The organism is Gracilibacillus caseinilyticus, from assembly GCF_022919115.1.
Lineage (GTDB): Bacteria > Bacillota > Bacilli > Bacillales > Amphibacillaceae > Gracilibacillus > Gracilibacillus caseinilyticus.
On sequence record NZ_CP095072.1, the window covers coordinates 1,411,557 to 1,434,686 of the forward strand.

Genomic DNA, 23,130 nt, shown 5'->3' on the forward strand with positions numbered 1-23,130 from the left:
ATCCATCTCTAAGAAGGCAAAGGACAAAGCGCTTGCTGAAAGGAATGGAGTGAGCGGGTTGTAAATGGACTCTTGAAATGAAAAAGGAAGAGGCATATAGATGAAATTGTTTTTTTCATAATTCTAATTTGAAAAAGGAAGTGAGCAACCATGGTTGGAGGACCAGTTCTCGTAGCTATTGTCCTAGGAGTGTTGGTAATTTTACTTACTTGGTGGTTTAGAAAATTAAACCTTTTATATTTGTTCGAATGGTACCGAGTATGTTAACCGTAATTGCTGCCGTTATCTTGTTTTACATTGGTTTTGTGAAAATCAGGGGGTTCGAAGGGGCGGCATACGGGATTTTAGCTTTCTTTTTAATGGGAGTTGCCATAGTGTCTTTTGTCATGGCGAATAAAAAAACAACGTAAAGGGTTGTTGGTGTTCAACTTTTTTGCTTATTTTGGAATTTGTCTCCTTTTTTGCTTGGGGCTGGCTTTGGGGTTCAGGCGGGCATACATTATTAAAAAGTGGGTTGAGTAACCTATCAAAGTGTAAAAGGAAGTAGTTTTAGCAAAAGCATGGAATAGAATAAGAGATAAGGGGGAGACAAAATGACTGCGAGAACGGAAACACATAGTAATTCGACAATATCATTAACCTTAGGTATACTTTCGATCATAATACCAGTTATTGGTATGATCCTTGGTGTTATCGGAATTGTATATTCAAGAAAAGCAACAAGGGCCATTGTTAATACAAATGAAAGTGGAAAAGGCTTGGCAACCTCAGGATTAATCTGTAGCGTGGCAGGAATTATTATTCAATTTTTTATTCTGCTCCTTGTTGTATCAAGCATGATCGCCTTTTTTTCTATTTTCGTAATCCAGGGATAAGACATTATGCATTTAACATAAATGCTGGATTTTAGATACGGAGGAGATGTTTGTATTGCAAAAATGTATAACGTGTAATAAACAATTTAGCTGGTATGAGATGTATAAATACCATCTCTGGTTTTATAATACATCCGTTACATGTGATGCTTGTGGTACGAAACACATAATATCTGTGCCTGGAAGGATTGTATTTGTATGCTTAACTGTTATACCGGCATTAATATATATGGATTACCTTTCGCCTTTTAACCATTTTTGGGTGACACTTGGAACAGGAATCGCTATTTTAATAGCGGGCTCTTTTTTGGCACCATATTTTGTTAATTTTAAGGAGGTTTTATGATTGGAGTAGGATGCACTTCTAGAACATGGGCTTCAGAGTGAAGCTATTAAGGGATTGGGGGATTATTCAATCCATGAAAGAAAAAACAAATAACATAATCGGAATAACATTCTTCTCTATATTTATAATGGGGGTTTTAACAGGGGTTTTATTTCCTGGTAATAACCGGGATTTTTGAAATATTTGATGAGCAGTATCAATCTGGTCATTAATCATATTTGTAATAAGTATCTTTATTTTGGGATTGCCATTATCAAATGAAGGGAGAAATTAAGATGTATGAATATAAATTTATTAAGGTTAAGATCGGTTCCTTGAATGGTAAACCTAAAGAGAATTACGAAGAAATTATAAAAGAACAAGCAAGTGAAGGATGGCGATTGCATACACTTGCACCGTTACCTTTCGCAGCTGCTGGACAAGCAAATGAGTTAGAACTTATCTTTGAAAGACTGGTTCAATAAGTTCATTGAGTTGTTCCAGACAAGGGCGCGATAACGGAACAATGTGATACCAGAATCGAACATTATATCAATTTGTTTATGGGAGGGTTATGTGAATAAAAAAACCTTTAACATATTTGGCTGGGTTCTGCTTCTGGGAATGGCTGTGTCGTGGATAGGGTTTGGCTACTCAAGCTGGTACATATTATTAATCCCGATGGCGTATATTTCTTTTTCCATTAGCGATGGCAGCATTAAAAAATTTGAGAAAATAAAACAAATGTCCATACGTCAAGTAATTCTAACCCTGTTTGCGTTTGTTGTGTCAGTGGGCATAGCATTTGCTCTTATTCAATTAGCTAATTACTTGATAAACGAGATATTACACTTAACTGGATGGATAAAGACAATAAGCGAGATTGTTGCTGTGATTTTTTCCGTATATCCTGTTAAGTTTACCTTCGGCAGTGTTGTTTATAAAGTAACAAAGGATTTGAACGCTGCAAGATAAAAAAGCTGTGAGGCAGATGCAATTATGTAATCATACTTTTTTCTAAGCAACCTTTTTCATATAAATGTAATAGCGATCATGGCTAATTTGTTATTTATTATAAGAAGACAGTAGTCTATGAAAATGGAAACAACTATATTTTTGAACGAAAGCATAAGAATGTATGGTTTGAAATTTTGGGGATTTCCAAAGTATGGGAATATAGTTGGGAAAACGTTAAAACAATAGATGATTTAGAACATTAATGGCAGCTTTGAATACTGCTTTATTTATGATGCTGAGAAAGGAAATGAAAAATGCAGGAATTAATACAATCATTCTTAGAGGATGAAATTTCGGATCAGGACTTTTATGACGGCATCATTGATTTTGTCTTTTCCTACAATATTAGGTGTGGAGAATATGAAGGTAATCGCTTTGTCATAAAAAAGATGGACCATTTAAACTTTATTATCTATGATGAATATGTAATAGATGGCAAAAGGGAGATTCATCATTCTGTTTCCATACATAAGAATAAATTAATAAATCTGGTCAATGAATATGCAAAACGTCAAGGGATTATCGTAAGAAATTCGAGAAGATAATGAGGTGAAGGAATGGTAAGAAGAAGACGTTGAGCCTTCCTAAAATAGTTGTATATAATATTAGTTTTGGGAAGGCTACCTTAATTTAGAGGAGATGTATGAGCAATGAAACAAAATAAATATGATAATCCAACATTTTTTTCCGCGTATGAACAAATGCCTAGGTCTGTTAAAGGTCTTGAAGGTGCTGGAGAATGGCATATATTAAAAGAACTGCTACCAGATTTCAAAAATAAAAATGTCCTTGATTTGGGTTGTGGTTTTGGTTGGCATTGTCGTTATGCAAGTGATCAGCAAGCAAGTTCTGTAGTAGGTGTAGATATATCCGAGAATATGATCCAAAGAGCCCGTGAAATAACAAATAATCCCTTGATTTCATACGTCAAAGCACCGATCGAGGACTTTGCTTTTTCAGAATCCCAATTTGACGTGGTAATCAGTTCGCTTGCTTTTCACTACATTGAGTCATTTAAATCAATCTGTGAAAAAGTTTATGAGTCTCTAAGGGCTAGGGGAAGCTTTGTTTTTTCTGTTGAGCATCCAATTTTCACTTCACGAAAAGAACAAGATTGGTACTATGATGAACACGGAAATCGTTCGCATTGGCCAGTTGATCATTATCAAAAGGAAGGAGTACGTGAAGCATTGTTTCTAAATGAAAATGTTATAAAATATCATCGTACCATTTCAACATATATGAATGACTTAATTGATGCTGGTTTCATTATTAGTGCAGTTAAAGAATCGTTTCCATCTGATGAAATGTTAAAAAAGGATCCCCAAATGGAAGATGAAAATCGGAGGCCGATGTTTTTAATGATCTCTGCAAAGAAATAACGAAGCATCGTGGTAAAGGGGTCATTATTGAATAGTATATTCCAAATAATAGTGTATCATTAAGAGGTATCAAGAATTTATGAAGGAAAAGATGATTTTGGAGGGATATAGTTGAAGAATAAAATTATATTAGTATCAGCATTATTTATCAGTATTCTGTTTATCAGCGCTTGCAGTAATTCAGCAGAAGATGAAGAGGTAAGCGAAACTACTGATCCAGAAGAAACCACGACTGCATCTTCAGAAATTGAAGATAAAGAGGCAAATGATAATAGCGAGAGTTTATTCGGAGACCTTGATTTGCCTGAAGATCAGCTTGGGTTATCTATTGGCGACACGGCTCATTATAAGTATGGTTATCAGGATATTATACGAGAATTTGAAATCACATTAAATTCTGTTGAGATTTCGGATACTGCGGGAGACCAGCCTAGTGAGGAAGGTAACTATGTTATTGTGAACGTAACACTTAAAAACCTAAGCGAAGTGCCAGTTATTGCTGAAGATGGATTAAGCCTTAGTTTAGAAAATGAAAATGTCGGCGGTTTACCTTGGTTCTACATAGAAGGTGTGGCAGAAGAATGGCCAGGTGAAATACCACCTAATGAATCTCAGACAGGAGTGTTATTATATGATTCGCCTACTGGTACTTCTTATTCATTAATTAGTGGTGACTCCTCAGCTAATGCAAATACCATTTCATTTGAATTTACAGAAGATGAGGCGGAATAAATACGGAGCCTGAGATATATGCGTATGGGTGGCAAACTGAACACGAACCTGTCTTTATAAAAGAGTTTGAGAACATAAATCAAGATATAGATTATAAGAGTTACTATATATAAAATAAAGTGCATGACTATATGTAACAAACTGTTGCGTTAGCTTCATAAGCCAGATTTGAATACCGGTTCCTAAACGTAAATGGAACCGGTTTTTTTATACGGTAGGAAAGTATAAAATTTTAGCAATGAAGATGCACGAAGTAGTGAAAATTTAGAATGTACCAAGTATAAGAAAAACTTCGGTACTCGCTAATAGACGAGGTGAATGCCGAGTTTTTCTAATCATTTAAGAAAGCATATAATCGGTGGTACAAGGGGAATTTTAATGTGGCAAAAGAAAAAGTCAGGTTCAATGAGAGAAATTATTTAATCGTACAGTGCGGTTCAATCGGACAAAAAGAGAGTCGAGAAGTAATCCCAGAGGCTTGGCGGGAACGAAACCTCAGTGACGAGGAAGAGTATTACTTTTCTATGAAGAAGAAAGCAGATATCGAGCTTACTCGGAGTGGACTAGATTGGATAATTTTACGGCCGTCTTTGCTCGTTGACGATCCAGGGATTGGCACTGTCTCCCTGGGGCCGGCCGAGTTTCACGATCATATAGCTCGTGCTGATGTCGCTGAAACGCTCGTTGCTTTACTTCATGAACCCCGTATTAGTAAGCAGATTCATGAACTTAATACGGGATCGACGCCAATCTAAGACGCTGTGCAAGCTCATGTTCGCTAGTTTTAATCCGATTTTTACTCTAACAATGATGTTGACATCAAGGAGAGAATCTATGACAATATAGAACTCTTACGAAATGGGGGGACACGTGAAGAGGGAAACTGTGTTACCTAAAAATTATTTATTGCTCTGTACAACGATACTGGTAACTAATACAATTCAGTTAAGACGATCACTCTTTAAGGGTGATCGTCTTTGTCGTATTTGACTTTATACTGCGCAACAAATACTTTCTTTTTTAAAAGAATGTTTGATGTGACTTTTCTTATAGTGATATGGGGAGTTTATCAGAAAATAGATCCCCTCCCTTGCCCCCCTTTGAGGTGGTCTAATTTTTAAATGATGATTGTTGTAAAGTGTTTTTATTGTGTGTTTTTAGAAGTTTCAGTGATTTTTCCATTTGCCTTCTCCTTCTTATCTCCCATGGACAGTAATAGAATGGAGATTATCAATATTATGGCACCTAATGTATTTTTAACTGTTATCTCAATTGGGAAGAAGGGGTAAGAAATAACCGCAAGTAACAATGGACTGAAGGCTCTAGTAACATTAGCAATAGAAAATCGTAAATACTTTAATGCTTCGTATAACAATAGTGTTCCAAGGAATCCTCCTAAAAGTGTTGATAAGACTAAAAATCCAATTCCTTTGAATGAATAATTTCCATCAAAAAGTTCCCACATGATTAATGTGTAAAAAATGACAAAAAGCAATGAAATACTGTTATTAGTGAACATGATGGAGTTAGAACTCTTTTGTTTAGACAGCGTTTTTTTTATAAATATATTTGTTAATGCAAAGAAGAATGTATATAAAAGAGCGAAAAGACTACCAATTAAATTATTCGTGTAATCCCCCCCAGTATCAACAAACAGAAAAGTACCAAGAATAGCAAAAGTAATGAAAAACAATTCTTTTCTAGAAAACTTTTCATTCAAAAAAAATACGGATAAAATTACAGCAAACACCGTATAGAATCTTCCTAGAAAACCAATTTCCACTGGCGAAAGTAAATCAATACTTAGAAATAGAAAAATGATTCCTAAAGAGTTAAATACAGCTAACAGTATAATATTTTTTTCAAAATAAAATTTTACATAATTCTTCGTAAATAGTCCTAATAATACAGAGGCAGTTATAATTGTTAGTACATTTATTAACGCTGCTTTAGAAGGGGAAATTTGCAGCAGTCCAAACTTCGACAATAGAGGTCCTACCCCTAACATTAAAACGGAAAGCATATTATAGAGATGTCCTTTTTGAATATCACTCATTATTTTCACCATCCAATCATTTTTTGCTATTTAATGGTCAAATTAGATACTTTGATTACATATATTGATTATATTTGATAAAAGGAGAATAAAAAGTGTAAATTAATAATAATTATTTCACCTTTTAAATCGGAGGTCTTCCAATGAGGTTAATCGAATATTATATTAGACTTTTTATTAGATTTGCTGAAATCAAGAGAGATAGTCCAACGAGTGTAACAAGACATGCTATTAGCAAAGAGTTAGCTTGTTCGGAGCGGAATGTTATTCATATCCTAAATAAAATGGAAGCTGAAAAGTGGATTAAGGTTATTAGAGGAAAAGGAAGAGGAAATACAACAAATATCACTTTTTTTAAAACGCTGGAAGAAATGTTTGAGAAGCATGAAAAGTATTCTTCAAAAACAGAAGATATTGAACGACTCATTTCTATACTAGAGCATGATACTCAATTAAATGAAAGTCATCAACTGATCAATACATGTATTAATCAGCTTTTTGGTACTTATTCTAAGTTATCCCGTAATGTTGAAGACGAAAGTGAGTATTTAAAAATACCATATTTTCGGTCTCTTTACTCTTTAGACCCCTCACAAGTGGAAAGGCAAACAGAAAGACATTTAGTAAAGCAAATGTTTAATACGTTAGTAACATATAACGAAGAAAAAGAGGAAATAGAACCAAGTCTTTCTCATCTTTGGGAGATAGATCGTGATGGAAAGACATTCACGTTTTATATAAGAAAGGGTGTTTCGTTTCATCATTCAAAACGTCTTGAAGCAGAGGATGTTAGATTTACTTTTGAAAGATTAAAGAAAACGCCATCTAATTGGATCGTTAAAGACTTGGATACGATTAAATGTTTCGGGAAGTACGTGGTACAATTTACATTTACCAAGAGCTCTTTTCACTGGCTTCTTCTTATTACTTCACCGAAATGTTCAATTGTACCTAATAATTATGCTAACAAGTCAATTGATGAGTTTTCTAAATTCCCCATAGGGACAGGTCCTTACAGAATTAAAGAACACGAATCGAATTTTCTTAAACTCTCAGTCCATCATGAATATTTTCAAGAACGAGCACACATTGATGAGATTGATATTTTTATACTGCCATCTATCGAAAAGTATCTTAATATAAATGATGATATTAATCGGGATTCGATTTTTTACATTCCTTTTACAACCATGAAAGATAATAATAGTGAACTAGAATATATTGAAAGAAGAAGATTATCTGTAAAGTATCTCATGTGGAATATGAATAGAGAAAAAATACGAACGAATGAGGGCATGAGAAGAAAATTGTCAGCAATACTAAACAAAACGAAAATGGTAAACGATCTAGGTTATCCAAGGTATGAACATGCCAATTCCTTTATCAAACAACATTCTTCTTCTCAGGCTGGAAAGTATGGTCATGAACCTTATGATAATATCATAAAGGAACCACTAACCTTATTGACATATGACCTTTCACCACATAGAGAGGATGTAAAATGGATACAAAAAGAGTGTAATAAACACGGGATTAAAATTGAAACCAAACAGCTTCCTTTTTCCGCCTTTATAGATAATGTAAAAGATGCTGACCTAGTTCTTTCGGAATTTGTGACCGAGGAATCGGAAGAAATTTCACTCTATAATTTAGTTGAATCTCAAACAGGAGTCATATATAACCTTATTGATCAAGAGAATAAAGCGATTATACAAAGAAATTTGGATAATGTTTTCCAAAAAGAAGAAATGCAAAATAGAATAGAAGAATTAAAAAAAGTTGATACGTTATTATGTGAAAGTTGCATTACTATTCCCTTGTACTGGACTTTCCAAAAAGCTCTATATGATAAAAATTTACTGGGAGTGTCTCTAAGTACCATTGGATTGGTCCCCTTCAAGGATTTATTTTACAGAAAACAACTAGGGTCATACCATAAATAATTTGCAAAATTACTATTGGAGTTAAGTAACGATGTTTTTTTGCTGCGCAGTACAACGATACTATGCAATAGAATATTAATAATATGTCACAATCGGGCGCGTTTGTTGAGCAAAAATTAAAAGGTTTGTACATATTAGTCATGTACAAAATTTATCAACTTTTATTTTTTTGACTTTTTTCGATTTAGGTCTTGATAACATACGCAAAGCAAATTTCGCCATAATTAAAGCCAAATTCTTGTACGTTAAGGAATTTGGCTAAATGTTATCGGTTTAAATTTTATTTAATGGTCGAGGGAATTAGCTGGTCATCTATTGGCATCAAACTTATATTCTCCAAGAAAATTAATCTAGAGGTGATATATGTGGAAGCAACTCCCTTTTTGTATATCCTTATTCTTAAATTAGGTTGATATAACAGGGTTTGCATTCTTACCGCTGTAAAACCGGCATAATCCTGACGCCAGCTCTACAATTGTTTATCCACTACATATTTGTCTGTAGCATTTTGTAAAGATAACGAATAGATTAGCAGTGTATGTAAAATTTACAGGGAGTTGGTAATTTGTTTAAAAAAGTGTGTTCGCTGTTAATTATTCCGATCATCATTATTTTGGTTTCATCAGCTTTTCCGTCAGAAACTAAAGCTGCATCTAATTATCAATGGTTTGCGACCGGAGACGGATATTGGGATGGAACTTTTAAAGCAAGAAGTGGGCAAGATGTAACAGTTTTCATTAACGATTGGGGACAATGGGGGCATTATAACGATTGGTTGAAAGTGCGTTTGTGTAGAGTTGGTGGAGGTTGTACTATATACAAACTAGTTGTCTACGATGATAAGAATTGGACGACATTTACTAATATGGCAGCAGGAACGTATCACGGAGATGTAGCAAAAGTTCATAACCCAAGTAATCAAATTAAGGGAAAGATATCTTTTAGGGTGGAATGGTAACATATATCGAAATAGTAAATATTTTATTTGCAGCATAATGTTGGATACCTTACAACATAAATGTATGTGACGTATTCCCACCCTCTAAATTCAACTGAAACAATGAAAGGGTTAAACAGAATTAAAGTGACTCATCTTTCATGAAAGAGGAATATGGAATGTCAACACTAAACTGAACAAATTTTTAAAGGTCTATTCTTGTTTGTATTCAGCTGGTGTTAAATAATCTAAAGATCCATGAATACGAATATTATTAAACCAATTCACATAATCAAATAATTCAAGATCAAGTTCTTGTTGACTAGTAAAAACGCTGCCACTAGCGAATTCTGTCTTAATCGTTTTAAACGTTGCCTCGGCAACGGCATTATCATAGGGTGTTCCTTTTTCGCTTAGCGATCTTTCAATACTAAACGTTTCTAATGCTTCATCTATCAGTTTATTTTTAAACTCGCTTCCTCGGTCAGTATGGAATAATTCGAGGCGATTTAGATTATACTTCACTGTCGAAAAGGCACGGTGAACTAGCTCAGCACTCTTATTAGGACCAGCGCTGTAGCCAATAATTTCACGATTATATAAGTCTATTAAAACACAGATGTAGTGCCATTTTTGGTTTACTCGAACGTATGTTAAATCACTCACAACTACTTTTAATTCTTTATCTGGATTGAATTCTCTATTAAGTGTATTTCCAACTTCAGATTCATTAACTGTTGTTTTTCTAGGCTTAAATTGAGCTACTGTGTACTTAGAAACGAGTCCTTGCTCTTTCATTATTCGGCTAATTCGGCGACGTGAGACCTTCCATCCTAGCTTTAGGAGTTCCTTTTTGATTTTTCTCTGACCGTATATATTGCGACTGTTTTTAAAGATTTCAACAATTAAAGCTGTTAATTCTTCATTCTGATTATCTCGGATTTTTGCTTCGTAATAATACGTACTTCTAGAGATTTGTAGGACGGTGCACATTGCTGATACCGAGTATTTGTGACTGTTATTACGAATCACCTCTACTTTCGTCCCATGATCAGCGCGGCTTGCTTTAAAATATCATTTTCCATTGAAAGTTTTTGATTCTCTTTCCGAAGCCTGATTAACTCTTCCTGTTCTGGCGATCTATTGTCCTTCTCTTCAAACGATCCAGTTGATTTATGTTGGTGAACCCACTTATCAAAGGTAGATGGCGTCAGCTCGTATTCTTTAATAATTTCAGAACGGGGCTTTCCAGAAGCATATAACTGAGCAATTTGTTCTTTAAATTCTTTGGAAAAACTTCTTCTTTCTCGTTTGGCCATAATGATTTCTCCTCACCGAATTAATTTTAATTAACTAAGTCTATATGACCTTAACGAATTTGTCCAACTAAGTGTAACCTATCCAATATTCAGAGGCTGTATAATACAATTAGATGTATATTTGTCCATCTTTTCAAATGAAAATGCAACTGTGAGACTTCTAGCCACACAAAAATTAGTTGAGATCAATAAAATAAGACTTCTATTTTAGAAATAGGAGTCTTATTTCACTTTTCTTAGATTAATCGTACTGTGCTACCATCAGAATGTATAACGGATGGAAAGTTATCATATAGGGAGCCAGACCCTCTGTGTGGACAATTGCCTATTCAGAGGGTCATCCACTATATTCCAATTTAAAATGATAGCTACCTATAGATGGAACAGGAAAAGCTCTCTCATGCTAAGAAGGCAACCTTCTTCAACTATAAGGGGCGTTAATGGAAGTAATCAAAGCCTAATTTCTCACTTATACTATCGAGAAATTAGACTTGTTTCATATCTGGATTTCCTTAGCGTTGTTAATCCGCATTTTCCTGACCCCTAATCAAACTTTATTCTAAATCAACACCTTAAAAAGTATGCTAAAAAATCCATAGGAGTAAGGAAATTAAAACCAAAATGTTCCAGAAAAGGGCGCAGTAATCGAATAAGAAAGCTTCTTCTAGTAGGTAATGGTTGATGATATTCATTTTAAAAACAAATTGCGAACACAATAATGAATTTCCTCCCGCACTGAAGACGCTAACAATTGAGCATAATTCGCGATGATTGAGCCAGACTATTACTGCGTGGAGGTGATAAGGATGGGTAAAGAGCGAAGAGGAAAGCAGGGAAGTACTACGAGTGATGAGCAGGCTGTCCGCAAAGATTTGCCCCAGCAATTTGATCATGAATTTGCCAATGAGCCGCTGACTCCGGCTGAAAGAGCGAACAACAAGAAGACGAAAAAAGGTCAGTAATATATCCGTAATTACCAGCGAGAATAGGGACACAATAAAACAAAAGGTATGATTTGTACTGTAGGTGAAGGCAGTGCAAATCATACTGTTTTTTGGTGGGGAAATACGAGGAGGATGTGGTTAAATTCTGTAAGCACGAGTGTTCATATTCTCATTTTATTCAAAAAACAAATTGGAAACTTCAAGTATATCTTAGTAACAGTTTAACATTCTTAAATAAGAGTTTAGAACGCATAGACTCCAATCCCAAAAATCATATAAACTAAAGGATAGATATAATGGAAAGCAGGTGAAGCGAGTGATGGATTTGGATACATTATATAAGACATATCAACCGTTTCTATTCTCCATTGCCTACCGAATGCTTGGATCCGTTACTGACGCCGAAGATATCGTTCATGATTTATTCCTGCAGCTTAAGGTTGACACGGATCAAATGAAAGACGTGAAGGCATATCTTGCAAAATAACGACAAATCGCTGTCTGAACTTTTTAAAATCAGCTCGTAATAGAAGAGAAATATACACAGGGCCATGGTTACCTGAGCCACAGGTAAACCAATCAGAACAGCCTTTAGATAAGGTGATAAAAGATGAAACCGTTTCATATGCCTTTCTCGTGTTATTGGGTCAACTGTCACCTGTGGAAAGAGCAGTATTTGTTCTTAGAGAAGCATTCTCTTATCATTACGGAGATATTGCCATGTTGCTGGAAAAAACGGAAGCGAATTGTAGAAAGATCTACAGCCGTGCTAAGCAGAAATTGCCGAATGATCTACATGGTCACACGGAGAATACAGAGCATGTCGATTTCCTGGCAAAGACATTTATAGAAGCATCAATGACCGGAGACTTTGAGGATTTTATCGATATTCTTACAGAAGATGTTGTACTGGTTAATGACGGTGGAGGAAGGGTGATTTCTGCGATATATCCAATTGTAAACAAACAGCGCGTATCTGCCTACCTTAAAGGAGTTTCCGCTAGAGGAAGTTTCCATGGAGGACTCTTTCCGGTCATGGTTAATAGCCAAAAAGGAATCTTGCAGACAAGAGACGGCCATCCTGTCAGGGTCATCTGCTTTGCATTAGATTCAAAACAAAAAAATATCCAGAGCATTTATATTGTTTCAAATCCGGAGAAACTGAATCATATTGCTGTTTCTGCATATAGGATAGACTGAGAGCTTCATAGAGGCTCTCTATTTTTATGTCACAAATCAATCCTCTGTTTTGTCTTATTAGTGAAAGCTACAAAATCATTAAATGGAGGCGAAAAAACATGGAACAACGCTTTAACTTCATGCAGACAAATCAGGAAGTTGTCAAATTAATGAGACAATTGGAGGAGTACAAGAAAACAACAGGGATTGATATGAAATTAATCGAGTTGATTAAAATTCGTGCGTCACAAATCAATGGCTGTGCTTTTTGCTTGGATATGCACACCAAGGATGCCAGAGCCATGGGTGAAACCGAACAAAGAATTTATTGTTTACATGCTTGGCGTGAATCACCATTTTATCTTGAGTCGGAAAGGATTGCATTAGAATTAACGGAAGCAGTTACAGCCATCTCGGAAAACGGTGTACCAGATGAGCTGTATAGACGGGTTCGACATCATTTTGATGAAAAACAATTTATCGATCTCGTAACCATCATCATCACGATTAACGGTTGGAACCGATTAGCCATTTCGTCCAATCTACTACCAGGAGACTATAAACCTACTGGAAAATAAATAATTTCTTAAGAATAAATATACAGGGTGCGCTCCTTATTCAGGAATAGGAGCGGAACCATTTCCTGAAGCACGAAAACCTGCTATAAAATTGAAACTGGATTTTGATGAGCTTGGCTTTAAGCAATCCTCGGCACAAAGCCAATTGCATAAGGAAATTATTCTTTGAACAACAAACAGGCACTAATCTGGAATTTCACTCTTTCTTTGCGAAAAAGACCTAAGATTTCAAATGGAAATTAGCTAGTTAACAAGGATTATTTGTCATGGTTGTAGAAATTAATAGCAGGAGGGATGATAAGAATGAAAGTCAAACGAATTGTAGCCAATGTGGAAACAAAGGATATGACCAAGGCAAGGTACTTCTATGGGGATGTACTTGGGCTTGATCCATTGATGAATCTTGATTTTATCGCAACCTACGGATCTCATGAAAAAATGAACACTCAAATTAATTTCCTTTCTGAAGGTGGTTCCGGGACACCAGTACCTGATTTGTCTATTGAAGTGGATGATCTTGATCATGCACTGGATCGCATTAAAAAAGCGGGAATCCCAATTGAATATGGACCAGCCAACGAACCATGGAGTGTACGGCGATTCTTCGTTAGAGATCCGTTCGGGAAGCTTATCAATATTTTAATCCATCTATAAATGAATGCGTGGACAGGCGAATGCCTTGTTTTTCTAAGAAGCGGCCCAGATTGTTTCATGATAACATGTAGAATATGCTGAAATGAAGATAGTAACAGATGTAGCATTCAAAAAACTAGGAGTGTGAGTATAGATGTCAATCAGGGAAAAAATGAAAAACGGAAAATTATATTTCTGTAATGATGAAACTTTAATGAAAGAACAGATGCAATGTCTGGTAGGTGTTATATGATAACCATACAAGACCTTCCGAAGTAGAGAAAAGGAAACTATATCTAAACTTTTTGCCGAAATAGGAACCAACGTATATATTGAACCACCGCTTCATGCAAACTGGGGACGACATACACATGTAGGAAATGATGTCTATGCCAATTTTAACCTGACATTGGTAGATGACACCGATATTTACATTGGTAATAATGTATTATTTGGTCCCAATGTGACGATTGACGCCGGAACTCATCCGATTCATCCAGAATTGCGGAGGAAAGCAGCACAGTTTAACCTGCCGGTGGTAATTGAGGAAAATGTTTGGATTGGTGCAGGTGCCTATCATACCTGGAGTGCGTATTGGGGCGAATACAGTAATCGGTGCTGGCAGTGTAGTAACCAAGGATATTCCAGATAACGTAATCGCAATAGGAAGCCCTTGCAAGGTAATGCGGAAAATCAATGAGAATGACATGAAGTACTATTATAAAGACATGAGAATTGAGGAAGAGGATTTATATTAAAATATTATTAATACAAACAGGTCTCAAAGGTCTTTGCATTATCTGTTTCAGTAAATGCCAAGGAGGAACTATTCCCTATGATAACAAGAGATTAGATTTTCCAACACGTCAAAGAAAACCAAAATTGGGACTAGAAGGCAATGATGAAATAGATATTCTGAATGTAAAATGTCCCCCTGAAATCAGTGACGGTTTAAGAAATGGTAAAGATATTTTACCTGATATCATATGGATAAAGAAAATTGGGTTTCACTTGTTTTACATCGTACCGATCCAGAGGGGGACATTTATCACTTGATTGAGCAAAGTTTTTATTTAACCAAGGAATGATAGAGAGTTGTTTTCACTACGATCCTTTTACCTGTGCCAAAAACGGGCAGATTAAAACGGAGGAAGGGATGACGTTGAAAGAAGCTATAAAGTATGTCTTTTTAACATTGAGTTTATTAGTCGGACTAATTTGTAGCGTTCTAACATGTATGCATTTGTTTATAGCTGGCTCTGTTCAAAGTATTCCTGTTTCAACGAATGACTTACTCTATGTACATATTAATTCTTTATTAGCACTTCTTTTTACCATGATTGCAGTAAAAGGGTTTCATATTAAAATCATAAATATACTTATATCCATCCTTTATTTATTTCCTGTCATCTTTTATATAGGTGTTTATATGAATAGCCTTAATCATTCATACAGTACTTCTAGTTGGAAGATCACAATCTTAATGGTGGTTATATACAATAGTTTAATTCCTTTTTTTTCGATACTGTTAATTCCGAAATCAAAATAGCATAGGGGTAATAGCCAGAACTGATAAACATGAAAAATAAAAACCACCCCTTCACTGGTGGTTTTTATTTGCAGGGCGTTCTTTACTGCTCTGGATCCTTCCGATACGTTACTATGATGACAACGTGTATCCGTCAGTTACTGACTCGACTAGATTGGAGTGTAAAGTCGCACTATTGCCAGGGAATAAGCGGTGTCCTTTACCAAGTACCAGTGGGTGAATCTGCAGTACGTACTCGCCGATTAAATTAGATTGCATCAATGATTATACCAACTTTCCACTCCCAAAAACCACTAACGTTTTATTATGACCCTTCTTGAGATTGGCGACGGTTTCAGTAGCTTCTCCCTTTAGTAGGAATTTTCCCAGGACAATGGTTCATCCAGTGTATTAGAAGCAACAAATTTATCTACATTGTTAAGTGCTTTGGAGATAGAAGAATCCTTTGAAGGATTTGCCCACGCCTTTTTCAAAGCATTATAGGTGATGCGACCTACCAGGAGGGTCCACGAAGTGCTCATGTATTTACTTTGCACTTTCATCATAGCTGGACCGTTTCCGCTTTCTGCCCAACCACCGTACTCGAAACAGACCCGGGTGTCTACTTATCCATAGCAGTTTATCGTAGAAGAAATAAAAAAACAGATTGTAGATGAGTTTTGTAACTCACTTTCCTTTTAAAAGAGCTTTTTATTCATATTCAATTATCGGGGCGCATTTTTTGGAACAATACAGTTTTGCATTCTTACCATTCTAACCCCGCAAAATCCTGACGACAGCTCTACAAATTAAATTGACATATATGATAGAATAGATGCCACAATAGATTGACTTCATATGAGGGGTCGCACACTGTTGTCCGGTCGTTAGTCTCGTTGGGAGACTTCCCAGGATGGGAGGTGGGGCCTATGGATATCGAAAACGTTTTGACAATAATGATTTCATTTTTGTCACTAATGATCTCTTTTGTTAATTTTGGATCCATTATAGTTGATGCCTCGATCCATCGCGTATCGTCAGTCTTTCACCAGAAATCATGAAATCTAATCTCTTAGGAAAACGGAGTTCATTTCTTTCATCCACAATAGAATTTACTTTTTTATAAACACATGATATGATAAAATCACTAAATTAGATTTCAATGAAAGTAACTATAAATTAAAGAGGTGCTTTTTGTGAGTGCGGTAGGTTCTAAATAGGAAAAATATCTAACAGAATAAAGACGATAGCAGAAGGAAATTATATCCATAATATCCTTGTCTTTTGTTATGTTTTATTCTAAGACCTATGAAGATACCTACAGAGCATTTAGAAAGCGCGTAATAGCAAGCAAATAGCTGTATTTTATGGCTTATTTTATTGTGCATATTACACGGATTTTGTGAATGTAAAAAACTGCGGTATCCCCGCAGTTTTTTTGTGTGTTTATGTAAGGAAAAAACGAAATAGTCGCATTGTCATTGAAATCTAATGAGTAGGTATCTTCTTTTATGAAAATATCATAATGAGGAGAATCCAAAAATGAATGAGACAACGTACGAGAAAATTCAATATAATGAATTAAAACAACTAATAAAATCCTGTTGTGTAAGTGGATTAGGTAAACAATTACTAGATAAATTAAAACCAAGTACAAATCTGAAAGTAGTTCAAAATCGTTTGAATGAAACAACAGAGGCACGAACCATCTTAGATGCAGGGGGCCGTGTGCCATTTTTAGGAGTATCCAATATTGATAGTACGATACAAAATCTTGAAAAAGGTATCATGCTTGATCCAAGTGAATTAACCACTGTAGCAGACTTTTTAAGAGGCTGCAGAAAAATTAAAAAGTTTATGATGGAGAAAGAATTTTTCGCACCGGTACTAGCATCATATGCCAATTCGATGACCGAATTTCACCATTTGGAAGAGGAATTTAATTTTTCGATTAAGGGGAACAAAGTAGCTTCTGCTGCAAGTAAAGAATTAAGAAGAATCCGAAACAGCATTCAAGCGACCGAGGAAAAAATAAACGACCGTTTAAATAAATTCTTAAATAACGGTACAAATAAGAAATATATCCAGGAATTCTTTATTAGTAAGAAGGATGATCGTTTTACAATTCCTATTAAGGCTTCTTACAAAAATCAGGTTCCAGGTACCATAATCGAGGTTTCTTCTAAAGGCTCCACCGTGTTTATCGAACCAGCTGCAGTTACAAAATTAGGCGGGGAACTTGCCGGTCTGAAAGCGGAAGAGGCGATGGAAGAATACCAAATATTAGCTGCTTTAACAGGAATGCTTTTAGAGAACATCTATGACATCAAGATAAATATGGAGCTTATTAGCCAATACGATATGGTATTTGCAAAAGCGAAATTCAGTAAACAAATTGGCGGTGTTGAACCGAAGTTAAACGATTATGGCTATATTAAATTAGTGGATTGTAAGCACCCGCTTTTAACAGGGGAAGCTGTACCACTTGATTTTGAAATAGGAAAAGATTATCGAAGCTTAATTATTACGGGACCTAATGCTGGCGGGAAAACCATTGTATTAAAAACAATCGGATTATTAACATTAGCAGCAATGTCAGGCTTCCACATTATCGCAAATAAGGAAACAGAAATCTCAGTGTTTGAGAACATCTTCGTGGATATCGGGGATAACCAAAGTATAGAAAATGCGCTTAGTACATTTTCATCACATATGAAAAATCTCTCAGAAGTTATGCGTTCATCCAATAATAATACCCTTTTACTATTTGATGAAATAGGAAGTGGTACAGAGCCGAATGAAGGATCAGCACTTGCCATTTCAATTTTAGAGGAATTTTATCACATGGGATGTATAACAGTAGCGACAACTCACTACGGCGAAATTAAACATTTTTCAGAAATGCACGATGACTTTATGAATGCAGCCATGCAATTTGACAGTGATACATTGGAACCAATGTATCAATTAGTGATAGGTGAATCAGGAGAAAGTAACGCTCTCTGGATTTCTAGAAAAATGAATCTTCGAGAACATGTTCTACAACGAGCGAAGCAATATATGGAGCATAAAGAATACCAGTTGGAACGAGTCCATGAGAGTAAATTACGGAAACCTAAGCTGAAAAAAGCGGAAAGTATTTCGTACCAGTATGAATATAAAAAAGGGGATCGTGTAAAGCTGCTAGACCGCGATGACGTTGGGATTGTATATAAAGAAATGGATCCATTTTATAACGTTGTTGTGTTCTATAACGGAGAATTTGTGGAAATCAGTGTGAAGCGAATTTCCCTAGAGTTAACTGCGAAGGAATTATACCCAGAGGGTTATGATATCGAATCATTGTTTACAGATTTCAAAACTCGAAAAATGCAGCATGATTTAGAGCGTGGTTCAAAAAAAGCACTTCGAAAAATACAAAAAGAAAGGAAAAAGAATAGAAAATGAAATAACAAGGTATCTATAAAATAGGAACAAAAATAAGTCGCACACCTAAAAGAATCCATTTTGAAGAAAGATTGATCAAAATGGGTTCTTTTTTAGTAGGTGTAAGTTAGCGTTGTTAGATACGTTTACAAACAAAGATTCGGAGTTACTATGATCTAGTAGTATAATGTATGGTGAGGATCAGTTGTGCTGGGAGGATAATATGTACATAGAAACCGATCGACTTATTATTAAGAAGTTTGAAGAATGTGATGCAGATGAAGTATTCACAATTTACAACGACGAACATACATGCCAGTATTTGTTGCATGAACGGTGGACAAATGAGAATAAGCATGCTCATTTTCAGAAGAAATTAGCAAATCATACATTAACGCAAAACAATTCCATCAGTTTAGCAGTGTTGTATCGCTCCCAAGTAATCGGTGACCTTTCCGTATGGTATACAGGAATGAAAGACACGGTTGAAGTTGGCTATACGTTTTTAAGAACAATTGGTGGACAAGGTTTTGCAACAGAATCGGTGAAAGCTTTAATGTCCTATTTATTTCAGGAATACGGCGTACATCGTGTTCAGGCAACGTTAGATGCTAGAAACGAGGCATCTATTAAGTTATGCGAGAGAGTAGGTATGAGAAAGGAGGCACATTTTATCCAGAATTTCTGGAATAAGGCGGAATGGACGGATAGTATTGTCTTTGGGATGTTAGCATCTGATTTACCCTAAAAAATAAAATGCATGTCCTTGATTAAACAAAAATAGACCTCCCTATTTGCTCTACAAGTAACAAGGAGAGGTCTATCCCGCTTCGATAGCCGATCTCTCCGAAGGAACCGCTTATCCATAACCCGTAGTGACCGCTGCGGGTTATTTTGAGATGTTTTTTACTGAATTATAAAAGTATACGTTGAGAACGAATCTTACTTGATGGTATCTAACGATTAGTGAATTATTAGAAAAAACTAATCCATTTAATTGAGAATTGTTATCAATTGTTGTATAATAGCTATTAACAATACTATAAGTGAGTTAGGAGAAGATATCATGCAAATATACTGGACGAAAATAAATAAGATTATTGATGAAACGCCTGAGGTTAAAACATATATGCTCGACTGTCCGAAAGACTTTACATGGGAAGAAGGCTCCCACACCCACTTCGCAATGGAAGGCTTTAATGCCGGAGATAAACCAAACCGCAGCCTGGTTCGCCACATGTCCATCTCCACTTTGCCACACGAAAACTCTATCGGTATCACCACACGTATCAGAGAGCAGTGCTCGGAGTTTAAAACGATTTTACGAAATCTTGAGGTCGGCAGTGACGTTGCCCTATTCAAAACGCATTCGAATGTACCACTGAAAAGAGAAGACAAAAATGTGTACCTGCTGTCATCTGGTGTTGGCCTGGCAACATTCAGACCGCTTGTACTTGATTATTTCGAGCGTGCTGACAACGTCGATCAAATTCATTCTCTGAACATCGATTCATCAAAGGATTTCTTATTCACGGATGTTTTTGCGTCAGCACCTGACAAAAAGTTCACTTCACAGTTCGTCGATAACCGTAAAACTTACTATAAAGAAGTAGAAAAACTTGCTGCAGACAAGGATGGTCTCTTTTATGTTGTCGGTAGTGACGAATTTCTTGTTCAGAACATTGCAGTACTGCGTGAGCAAGATATTAAGCCGGAACAGGTTATGCTCGACAAGCATCCACATATGATGCCTGAGTTTTTATCCGTAGATATCTCAGTTTAAGCGAGCAAAATAGTAGATAGATTCGATGAACGGGCGTGCTTGGCATTATTGGTCAGGGCATATAGAGGGTAGGTTGTTCTGGGTGGAGATTTCTATCGGACAATATGTGATTGAACTGAAGTCGAATTGTCCGAATGAAGCACTCGACAAGGGCGATTGTGCTGGCAGGGTTTATTTTGAAGCGGGTGGGGTCAGCTATGAAGCAAAGGACTTGCTGAAGCTAAGCATCATCCTTATGCCGATTTATTTCATGGGTTTTTCTATTATACCTTTTGTGGCTGGACTGGTTTATCACTATAGGAAAAGAAGAATCGCTACCAGATAAAGGTAGCGATTCTTTTCTTTATTATTCTCCACGGTCATCCGGTTTTATAATCACTTTTCTAACAAACCAAACAGCTGCTGCTAAAAATACTAGTGTAGTGATGACGACAACCACCGTGAGCAGGGTACCTTCCAAGTTTATCATGGTAGACTAATTGTACCGTTGAATGGCACGTTCTATGATCTCCATCACATTTTGCAAAAAGCCTTTAATTGGACAGATTCGCATCTTCATGAGTTTCATCTTTATCAGCAAAAGGTATCTTTTTTAGATGATTATTATTTACCGAAGGCAGATTACCTGCTTGTATCAAATGAGGAAGCTTTTGCTTATCAACAAGACGGACAATCTATGGAATATGTCGATCAAGTTGTGTTAGGAGAAGCCTTGGAACAATTTAAGAGCATCGCTTATACCTATGACTTAGGAGATGTATCGAAGTCGAAAAGCGGATTGAAGCGTTTGATTCACGTTATCCAGTCTGCTTGGAGGGTGAGGGAGCAACACCCCCAGAAGATGTAGGTGGAATGCCTGGCTATAGTGAATTTTTAGAAATTATCACATCAAATGATCATCCAGACAAGGAACGGATGTTAAGTTGGGCAAAATCTGCAGGGTATCGTCCTTTTGATAAGGAATGGGTGAATGAACAGCTTAGTAAAGCGGGTAGAACTCGACAGGCTTATCCATTATGATGAGAATGTTATGGACGCTTTAATGTAAAGAGAAATGACAGTCATTTAATAAATGAAAACCTCTTCTTTATCATTTAAAAATGGGATGAAGCGTTTGAAGCAATATTTTAATGATGGGTGCTTCAAACGCTCAATGATAGGAAAGTAAGGATTTACTGTTGCATTTAGTGGAAGGTTTTTGAGTGACCTTGCCACTAACAGTAGTGAGGTCTATTATCATGCAGAAAAGCGATGATATTTTAATTCATAAAATCAGAAAACATTCTGACTAAGTGAAATAAATGTATTTAATAGAGGGGTAAGTTTTTTGTCTTTATGCCAAGAAAGAAAGTGGGAAATTTCATGTTCTTTTACTTGTGATAACGGTAGAATCGTTAATTCACCGTTTTCCACTTCTCTTTTCACAACTTCATAGGGTAGTAAAGCTATACCTAGATCAGACTTTACACAATTTTTTAATGTTTCAATATTGGTGATTTCGAACGTAGAATTAAATTTAATTTGGGAGTTGTGAAGCATACCTTCTAATAACTTTCTGTAGGAGCATCCTTTTTCCGTTAAAATAAGTGTTTCTTCAATTAAGTCTTCCAGTTTAGGGTTTTCAATGTTCGTGGCTTTATTGGCGGGAGAAGCTACTAAAACTAAGTGCCCTTTGGATAATTTGGAAACCTGCAAGTTATTTCTTTCTTCCATACCCTCTCCGAATATAAAAGCAAAATCCATTTCTCCTGATTGTAACTCAGACTGAATATCAGATAATTTATGAACAGGTTTAATGATTACCTTCACATTTGGGAATAACAATTTTAATTCTTTTAGCACGTCAGGAATTTTATAAGTGCATTGACTTTCTGTTGCCCCTACAATGATGGTACTAGTCATATCCTTATCGTAATTTATCTCTTCCATTGCCGATTGGTATTGGGTAATGATCGCATCCGAATATACTCTGAATCTTTCTCCGAACGGGGTTAGCACTAATTTGTTTCCCAGCCGCTCAAACAAGTTAACGCCGAGCTCTGTTTCTAAGCTTTTGATATGAGACGTTACGCTTGATTGCGCATAATTTAGAATTTCAGCACTCTTGGTGAAATTCAACGTTTCACTGGCAACCTGAAATGTCGATAATTGCTTCATATCCATCGATTTTTCCCTCCTATCATCATTTCCGATTCATACCATCGATTTTTTCATCTGGTGTACAGATACATATTACCATAAAATGTAGTTGCACACACAAAATGTGTAAAAAATAATAAAAAATAGGAGGAATGTACGATGAAGAATGCTAATTGTCTGGTATGTCAGTCTGCTATTGAGGTCGAAAATGAAGCTTTTGTGGGAGAAATTGTGGAATGCTCTGATTGTGGCGAAGAGCATGAAGTAGTGGAAGCAAACGGATTGTTAACACTTGAATTAGCACCTGAAATTGAAGAATCATGGGGCGAATAAT

General features: G+C 35.9%; 29 protein-coding genes and 2 pseudogenes. 27 read left to right on the top strand and 4 right to left on the bottom strand.

What is annotated here, in order from left to right; genetic code table 11:
* Positions 1 to 260 precede the first annotated feature (260 nt).
* The 9 genes from MUN88_RS06870 to MUN88_RS06905 all read left to right on the top strand — a co-directional run bounded on the left by MUN88_RS06870 (position 261) and on the right by MUN88_RS06905 (position 5,086).
* On the top strand, positions 261 to 410 hold the full coding sequence (locus tag MUN88_RS06870) for a YesK family protein (RefSeq protein ID WP_244722577.1): 150 nt from the start codon (positions 261 to 263) through the stop codon (positions 408 to 410).
* 183 nt (positions 411 to 593) lie between these two features.
* Positions 594 to 875, top strand: a complete 282-nt coding sequence (locus MUN88_RS06875) for a DUF4190 domain-containing protein (protein WP_244722580.1) — start codon at positions 594 to 596, stop codon at positions 873 to 875.
* Positions 876 to 975: 100 nt separating this feature from the next.
* Positions 976 to 1,221 carry a hypothetical protein gene (locus MUN88_RS21815; RefSeq protein ID WP_369809981.1) on the top strand — a complete coding sequence of 82 codons (246 nt, stop codon included), beginning with the start codon at positions 976 to 978 and terminating at the stop codon, positions 1,219 to 1,221.
* 275 nt (positions 1,222 to 1,496) lie between these two features.
* Positions 1,497 to 1,685, top strand: a complete 189-nt coding sequence (locus MUN88_RS06880; protein ID WP_244722583.1) for a DUF4177 domain-containing protein — start codon at positions 1,497 to 1,499, stop codon at positions 1,683 to 1,685.
* Positions 1,686 to 1,776: 91 nt separating this feature from the next.
* The gene (locus MUN88_RS06885; RefSeq protein ID WP_244722585.1) at positions 1,777 to 2,175 is read left to right on the top strand and encodes a disulfide bond formation protein DsbD; all 399 of its coding nucleotides are present in this window, start codon (positions 1,777 to 1,779) and stop codon (positions 2,173 to 2,175) included.
* 296 nt (positions 2,176 to 2,471) lie between these two features.
* Positions 2,472 to 2,762: a hypothetical protein gene (locus MUN88_RS06890; protein ID WP_244722588.1), complete on the top strand. Its 291-nt coding sequence runs from the start codon at positions 2,472 to 2,474 to the stop codon at positions 2,760 to 2,762.
* Between the two features lie 105 nt (positions 2,763 to 2,867).
* A complete protein-coding gene (locus MUN88_RS06895; RefSeq protein WP_244722591.1) occupies positions 2,868 to 3,599 on the top strand; it encodes a class I SAM-dependent methyltransferase in 732 nt (243 codons plus the stop codon).
* 111 nt (positions 3,600 to 3,710) lie between these two features.
* Entirely contained in the window at positions 3,711 to 4,331 is a 621-nt protein-coding gene (locus MUN88_RS06900) for a DUF4352 domain-containing protein (protein ID WP_244722594.1), read from the top strand.
* 380 nt (positions 4,332 to 4,711) lie between these two features.
* Positions 4,712 to 5,086: an SDR family oxidoreductase gene (locus MUN88_RS06905; protein ID WP_244722597.1), complete on the top strand. Its 375-nt coding sequence runs from the start codon at positions 4,712 to 4,714 to the stop codon at positions 5,084 to 5,086.
* 389 nt (positions 5,087 to 5,475) lie between these two features.
* Here MUN88_RS06905 and MUN88_RS06910 read toward each other — a convergent pair whose 3' ends face one another.
* A complete protein-coding gene (locus MUN88_RS06910) occupies positions 5,476 to 6,387 on the bottom strand; it encodes a DMT family transporter (RefSeq protein ID WP_244722600.1) in 912 nt (303 codons plus the stop codon).
* 143 nt (positions 6,388 to 6,530) lie between these two features.
* Between MUN88_RS06910 and MUN88_RS06915 the strand changes: the two genes are divergently transcribed.
* Together MUN88_RS06915 and MUN88_RS06920 are read left to right on the top strand one after the other, a co-directional pair.
* The gene (locus tag MUN88_RS06915; RefSeq protein ID WP_244722602.1) at positions 6,531 to 8,330 is read left to right on the top strand and encodes an ABC transporter substrate-binding protein; all 1,800 of its coding nucleotides are present in this window, start codon (positions 6,531 to 6,533) and stop codon (positions 8,328 to 8,330) included.
* A gap of 565 nt (positions 8,331 to 8,895) precedes the next feature.
* Positions 8,896 to 9,288, top strand: coding sequence for a hypothetical protein (locus tag MUN88_RS06920; protein WP_244722611.1), 393 nt, complete (start codon positions 8,896 to 8,898; stop codon positions 9,286 to 9,288).
* Between the two features lie 192 nt (positions 9,289 to 9,480).
* Here MUN88_RS06920 and MUN88_RS06925 read toward each other — a convergent pair.
* Positions 9,481 to 10,586, bottom strand: a protein-coding gene (locus tag MUN88_RS06925) for an IS3 family transposase (protein WP_244717177.1) whose coding sequence is annotated in 2 segments (ribosomal slippage) — positions 9,481 to 10,337 and positions 10,337 to 10,586 — 1,107 coding nt in all. Because the reading frame shifts where the segments join, the coding sequence is not laid out codon by codon here.
* Positions 10,587 to 11,392: 806 nt separating this feature from the next.
* Between MUN88_RS06925 and sspO the strand changes: the two genes are divergently transcribed.
* From sspO to MUN88_RS21835, 9 genes and pseudogenes are all read left to right on the top strand, one after another.
* A complete protein-coding gene (gene sspO, locus MUN88_RS06930) occupies positions 11,393 to 11,548 on the top strand; it encodes a small acid-soluble spore protein SspO (protein ID WP_244722614.1) in 156 nt (51 codons plus the stop codon).
* A gap of 301 nt (positions 11,549 to 11,849) precedes the next feature.
* Positions 11,850 to 12,017 (top strand): sigma factor, encoded by a 168-nt coding sequence (locus MUN88_RS21820; RefSeq protein WP_369809950.1) that lies wholly within the window; start codon positions 11,850 to 11,852, stop codon positions 12,015 to 12,017.
* Positions 12,018 to 12,130: 113 nt separating this feature from the next.
* Entirely contained in the window at positions 12,131 to 12,730 is a 600-nt protein-coding gene (locus tag MUN88_RS06935) for a sigma factor-like helix-turn-helix DNA-binding protein (RefSeq protein WP_369809951.1), read from the top strand.
* Between the two features lie 98 nt (positions 12,731 to 12,828).
* Positions 12,829 to 13,287: a carboxymuconolactone decarboxylase family protein gene (locus MUN88_RS06940; RefSeq protein WP_244722617.1), complete on the top strand. Its 459-nt coding sequence runs from the start codon at positions 12,829 to 12,831 to the stop codon at positions 13,285 to 13,287.
* A gap of 46 nt (positions 13,288 to 13,333) precedes the next feature.
* Positions 13,334 to 13,426, top strand: a pseudogene (locus tag MUN88_RS21825) (tRNA-binding protein); the annotation flags it as partial.
* 164 nt (positions 13,427 to 13,590) lie between these two features.
* Positions 13,591 to 13,941, top strand: coding sequence for a VOC family protein (locus MUN88_RS06945; protein WP_244722620.1), 351 nt, complete (start codon positions 13,591 to 13,593; stop codon positions 13,939 to 13,941).
* A gap of 151 nt (positions 13,942 to 14,092) precedes the next feature.
* Positions 14,093 to 14,173 (top strand): maltose acetyltransferase domain-containing protein, encoded by an 81-nt coding sequence (locus MUN88_RS21830; RefSeq protein ID WP_369809982.1) that lies wholly within the window; start codon positions 14,093 to 14,095, stop codon positions 14,171 to 14,173.
* 298 nt (positions 14,174 to 14,471) lie between these two features.
* On the top strand, positions 14,472 to 14,678 hold the full coding sequence (locus tag MUN88_RS06950; protein WP_244722622.1) for an LbetaH domain-containing protein: 207 nt from the start codon (positions 14,472 to 14,474) through the stop codon (positions 14,676 to 14,678).
* Positions 14,679 to 14,799: 121 nt separating this feature from the next.
* Positions 14,800 to 15,008 (top strand): annotated as a pseudogene (locus MUN88_RS21835) (MmcQ/YjbR family DNA-binding protein); the annotation flags it as partial.
* Positions 15,009 to 15,580: 572 nt separating this feature from the next.
* On the opposite strand, the gene MUN88_RS06955 reads toward MUN88_RS21835, so the two are convergent.
* Positions 15,581 to 15,730 (bottom strand): dihydrofolate reductase family protein, encoded by a 150-nt coding sequence (locus MUN88_RS06955; RefSeq protein WP_244722623.1) that lies wholly within the window; start codon positions 15,728 to 15,730, stop codon positions 15,581 to 15,583.
* 1,260 nt (positions 15,731 to 16,990) lie between these two features.
* On the opposite strand from MUN88_RS06955, the gene MUN88_RS06960 reads away from it, so the two are divergent.
* The 6 genes from MUN88_RS06960 (at position 16,991) to MUN88_RS21845 (ending at position 21,677) form a co-directional block, all read left to right on the top strand.
* Complete coding sequence (locus tag MUN88_RS06960) at positions 16,991 to 18,895, top strand: endonuclease MutS2 (RefSeq protein WP_244722625.1); 1,905 nt, start codon at positions 16,991 to 16,993, stop codon at positions 18,893 to 18,895.
* Between the two features lie 202 nt (positions 18,896 to 19,097).
* A complete protein-coding gene (locus tag MUN88_RS06965; RefSeq protein ID WP_244722627.1) occupies positions 19,098 to 19,622 on the top strand; it encodes a GNAT family N-acetyltransferase in 525 nt (174 codons plus the stop codon).
* Positions 19,623 to 19,940: 318 nt separating this feature from the next.
* Entirely contained in the window at positions 19,941 to 20,657 is a 717-nt protein-coding gene (locus MUN88_RS06970; protein WP_244722637.1) for a dihydropteridine reductase, read from the top strand.
* Positions 20,658 to 20,682: 25 nt separating this feature from the next.
* Complete coding sequence (locus tag MUN88_RS06975) at positions 20,683 to 20,982, top strand: hypothetical protein (RefSeq protein ID WP_244722640.1); 300 nt, start codon at positions 20,683 to 20,685, stop codon at positions 20,980 to 20,982.
* A 162-nt stretch (positions 20,983 to 21,144) separates the two neighbouring features.
* Complete coding sequence (locus MUN88_RS21840; protein WP_369809952.1) at positions 21,145 to 21,504, top strand: IS1096 element passenger TnpR family protein; 360 nt, start codon at positions 21,145 to 21,147, stop codon at positions 21,502 to 21,504.
* Positions 21,468 to 21,677, top strand: a complete 210-nt coding sequence (locus tag MUN88_RS21845; protein WP_369809953.1) for an IS1096 element passenger TnpR family protein — start codon at positions 21,468 to 21,470, stop codon at positions 21,675 to 21,677. The genes MUN88_RS21840 and MUN88_RS21845 overlap by 37 nt, the downstream gene beginning before the upstream one ends.
* A gap of 252 nt (positions 21,678 to 21,929) precedes the next feature.
* Here the strand turns inward: MUN88_RS21845 and MUN88_RS06985 are convergent, their stop codons facing one another.
* Entirely contained in the window at positions 21,930 to 22,820 is an 891-nt protein-coding gene (locus MUN88_RS06985; protein WP_244722643.1) for a LysR family transcriptional regulator, read from the bottom strand.
* Between the two features lie 135 nt (positions 22,821 to 22,955).
* Between MUN88_RS06985 and MUN88_RS06990 the strand changes: the two genes are divergently transcribed.
* Positions 22,956 to 23,129: a lysine biosynthesis protein LysW gene (locus tag MUN88_RS06990; RefSeq protein WP_244722646.1), complete on the top strand. Its 174-nt coding sequence runs from the start codon at positions 22,956 to 22,958 to the stop codon at positions 23,127 to 23,129.
* The last annotated feature ends 1 nt before the right edge of the window (position 23,130 follow it).

Excerpts from the sequence above, each read along its gene's own strand:
- MUN88_RS21820 (WP_369809950.1), top strand. The coding sequence starts at position 11,850 with ATGGATTTGGATACATTATATAAGACATATCAACCGTTTCTATTCTCC.
- MUN88_RS06875 (WP_244722580.1), top strand. The coding sequence starts at position 594 with ATGACTGCGAGAACGGAAACACATAGTAATTCGACAATATCATTAACC.
- MUN88_RS06975 (WP_244722640.1), top strand. The coding sequence starts at position 20,683 with ATGAACGGGCGTGCTTGGCATTATTGGTCAGGGCATATAGAGGGTAGG.
- MUN88_RS06890 (WP_244722588.1), top strand. The coding sequence starts at position 2,472 with ATGCAGGAATTAATACAATCATTCTTAGAGGATGAAATTTCGGATCAG.
- MUN88_RS06945 (WP_244722620.1), top strand. The coding sequence starts at position 13,591 with ATGAAAGTCAAACGAATTGTAGCCAATGTGGAAACAAAGGATATGACC.
- MUN88_RS06965 (WP_244722627.1), top strand. The coding sequence starts at position 19,098 with ATGTACATAGAAACCGATCGACTTATTATTAAGAAGTTTGAAGAATGT.
- MUN88_RS06970 (WP_244722637.1), top strand. The coding sequence starts at position 19,941 with ATGCAAATATACTGGACGAAAATAAATAAGATTATTGATGAAACGCCT.
- MUN88_RS21830 (WP_369809982.1), top strand. The coding sequence starts at position 14,093 with ATGAAAAACGGAAAATTATATTTCTGTAATGATGAAACTTTAATGAAA.
- MUN88_RS06895 (WP_244722591.1), top strand. The coding sequence starts at position 2,868 with ATGAAACAAAATAAATATGATAATCCAACATTTTTTTCCGCGTATGAA.
- MUN88_RS06880 (WP_244722583.1), top strand. The coding sequence starts at position 1,497 with ATGTATGAATATAAATTTATTAAGGTTAAGATCGGTTCCTTGAATGGT.
- MUN88_RS21815 (WP_369809981.1), top strand. The coding sequence starts at position 976 with ATGTATAAATACCATCTCTGGTTTTATAATACATCCGTTACATGTGAT.
- sspO (WP_244722614.1), top strand. The coding sequence starts at position 11,393 with ATGGGTAAAGAGCGAAGAGGAAAGCAGGGAAGTACTACGAGTGATGAG.
- MUN88_RS06870 (WP_244722577.1), top strand. The coding sequence starts at position 261 with ATGTTAACCGTAATTGCTGCCGTTATCTTGTTTTACATTGGTTTTGTG.
- MUN88_RS06960 (WP_244722625.1), top strand. The coding sequence starts at position 16,991 with ATGAATGAGACAACGTACGAGAAAATTCAATATAATGAATTAAAACAA.
- MUN88_RS06950 (WP_244722622.1), top strand. The coding sequence starts at position 14,472 with ATGTTTGGATTGGTGCAGGTGCCTATCATACCTGGAGTGCGTATTGGG.
- MUN88_RS06940 (WP_244722617.1), top strand. The coding sequence starts at position 12,829 with ATGGAACAACGCTTTAACTTCATGCAGACAAATCAGGAAGTTGTCAAA.
- MUN88_RS06990 (WP_244722646.1), top strand. The coding sequence starts at position 22,956 with ATGAAGAATGCTAATTGTCTGGTATGTCAGTCTGCTATTGAGGTCGAA.
- MUN88_RS06915 (WP_244722602.1), top strand. The coding sequence starts at position 6,531 with ATGAGGTTAATCGAATATTATATTAGACTTTTTATTAGATTTGCTGAA.
- MUN88_RS06910 (WP_244722600.1), bottom strand. The coding sequence starts at position 6,387 with ATGAGTGATATTCAAAAAGGACATCTCTATAATATGCTTTCCGTTTTA.
- MUN88_RS06985 (WP_244722643.1), bottom strand. The coding sequence starts at position 22,820 with ATGGATATGAAGCAATTATCGACATTTCAGGTTGCCAGTGAAACGTTG.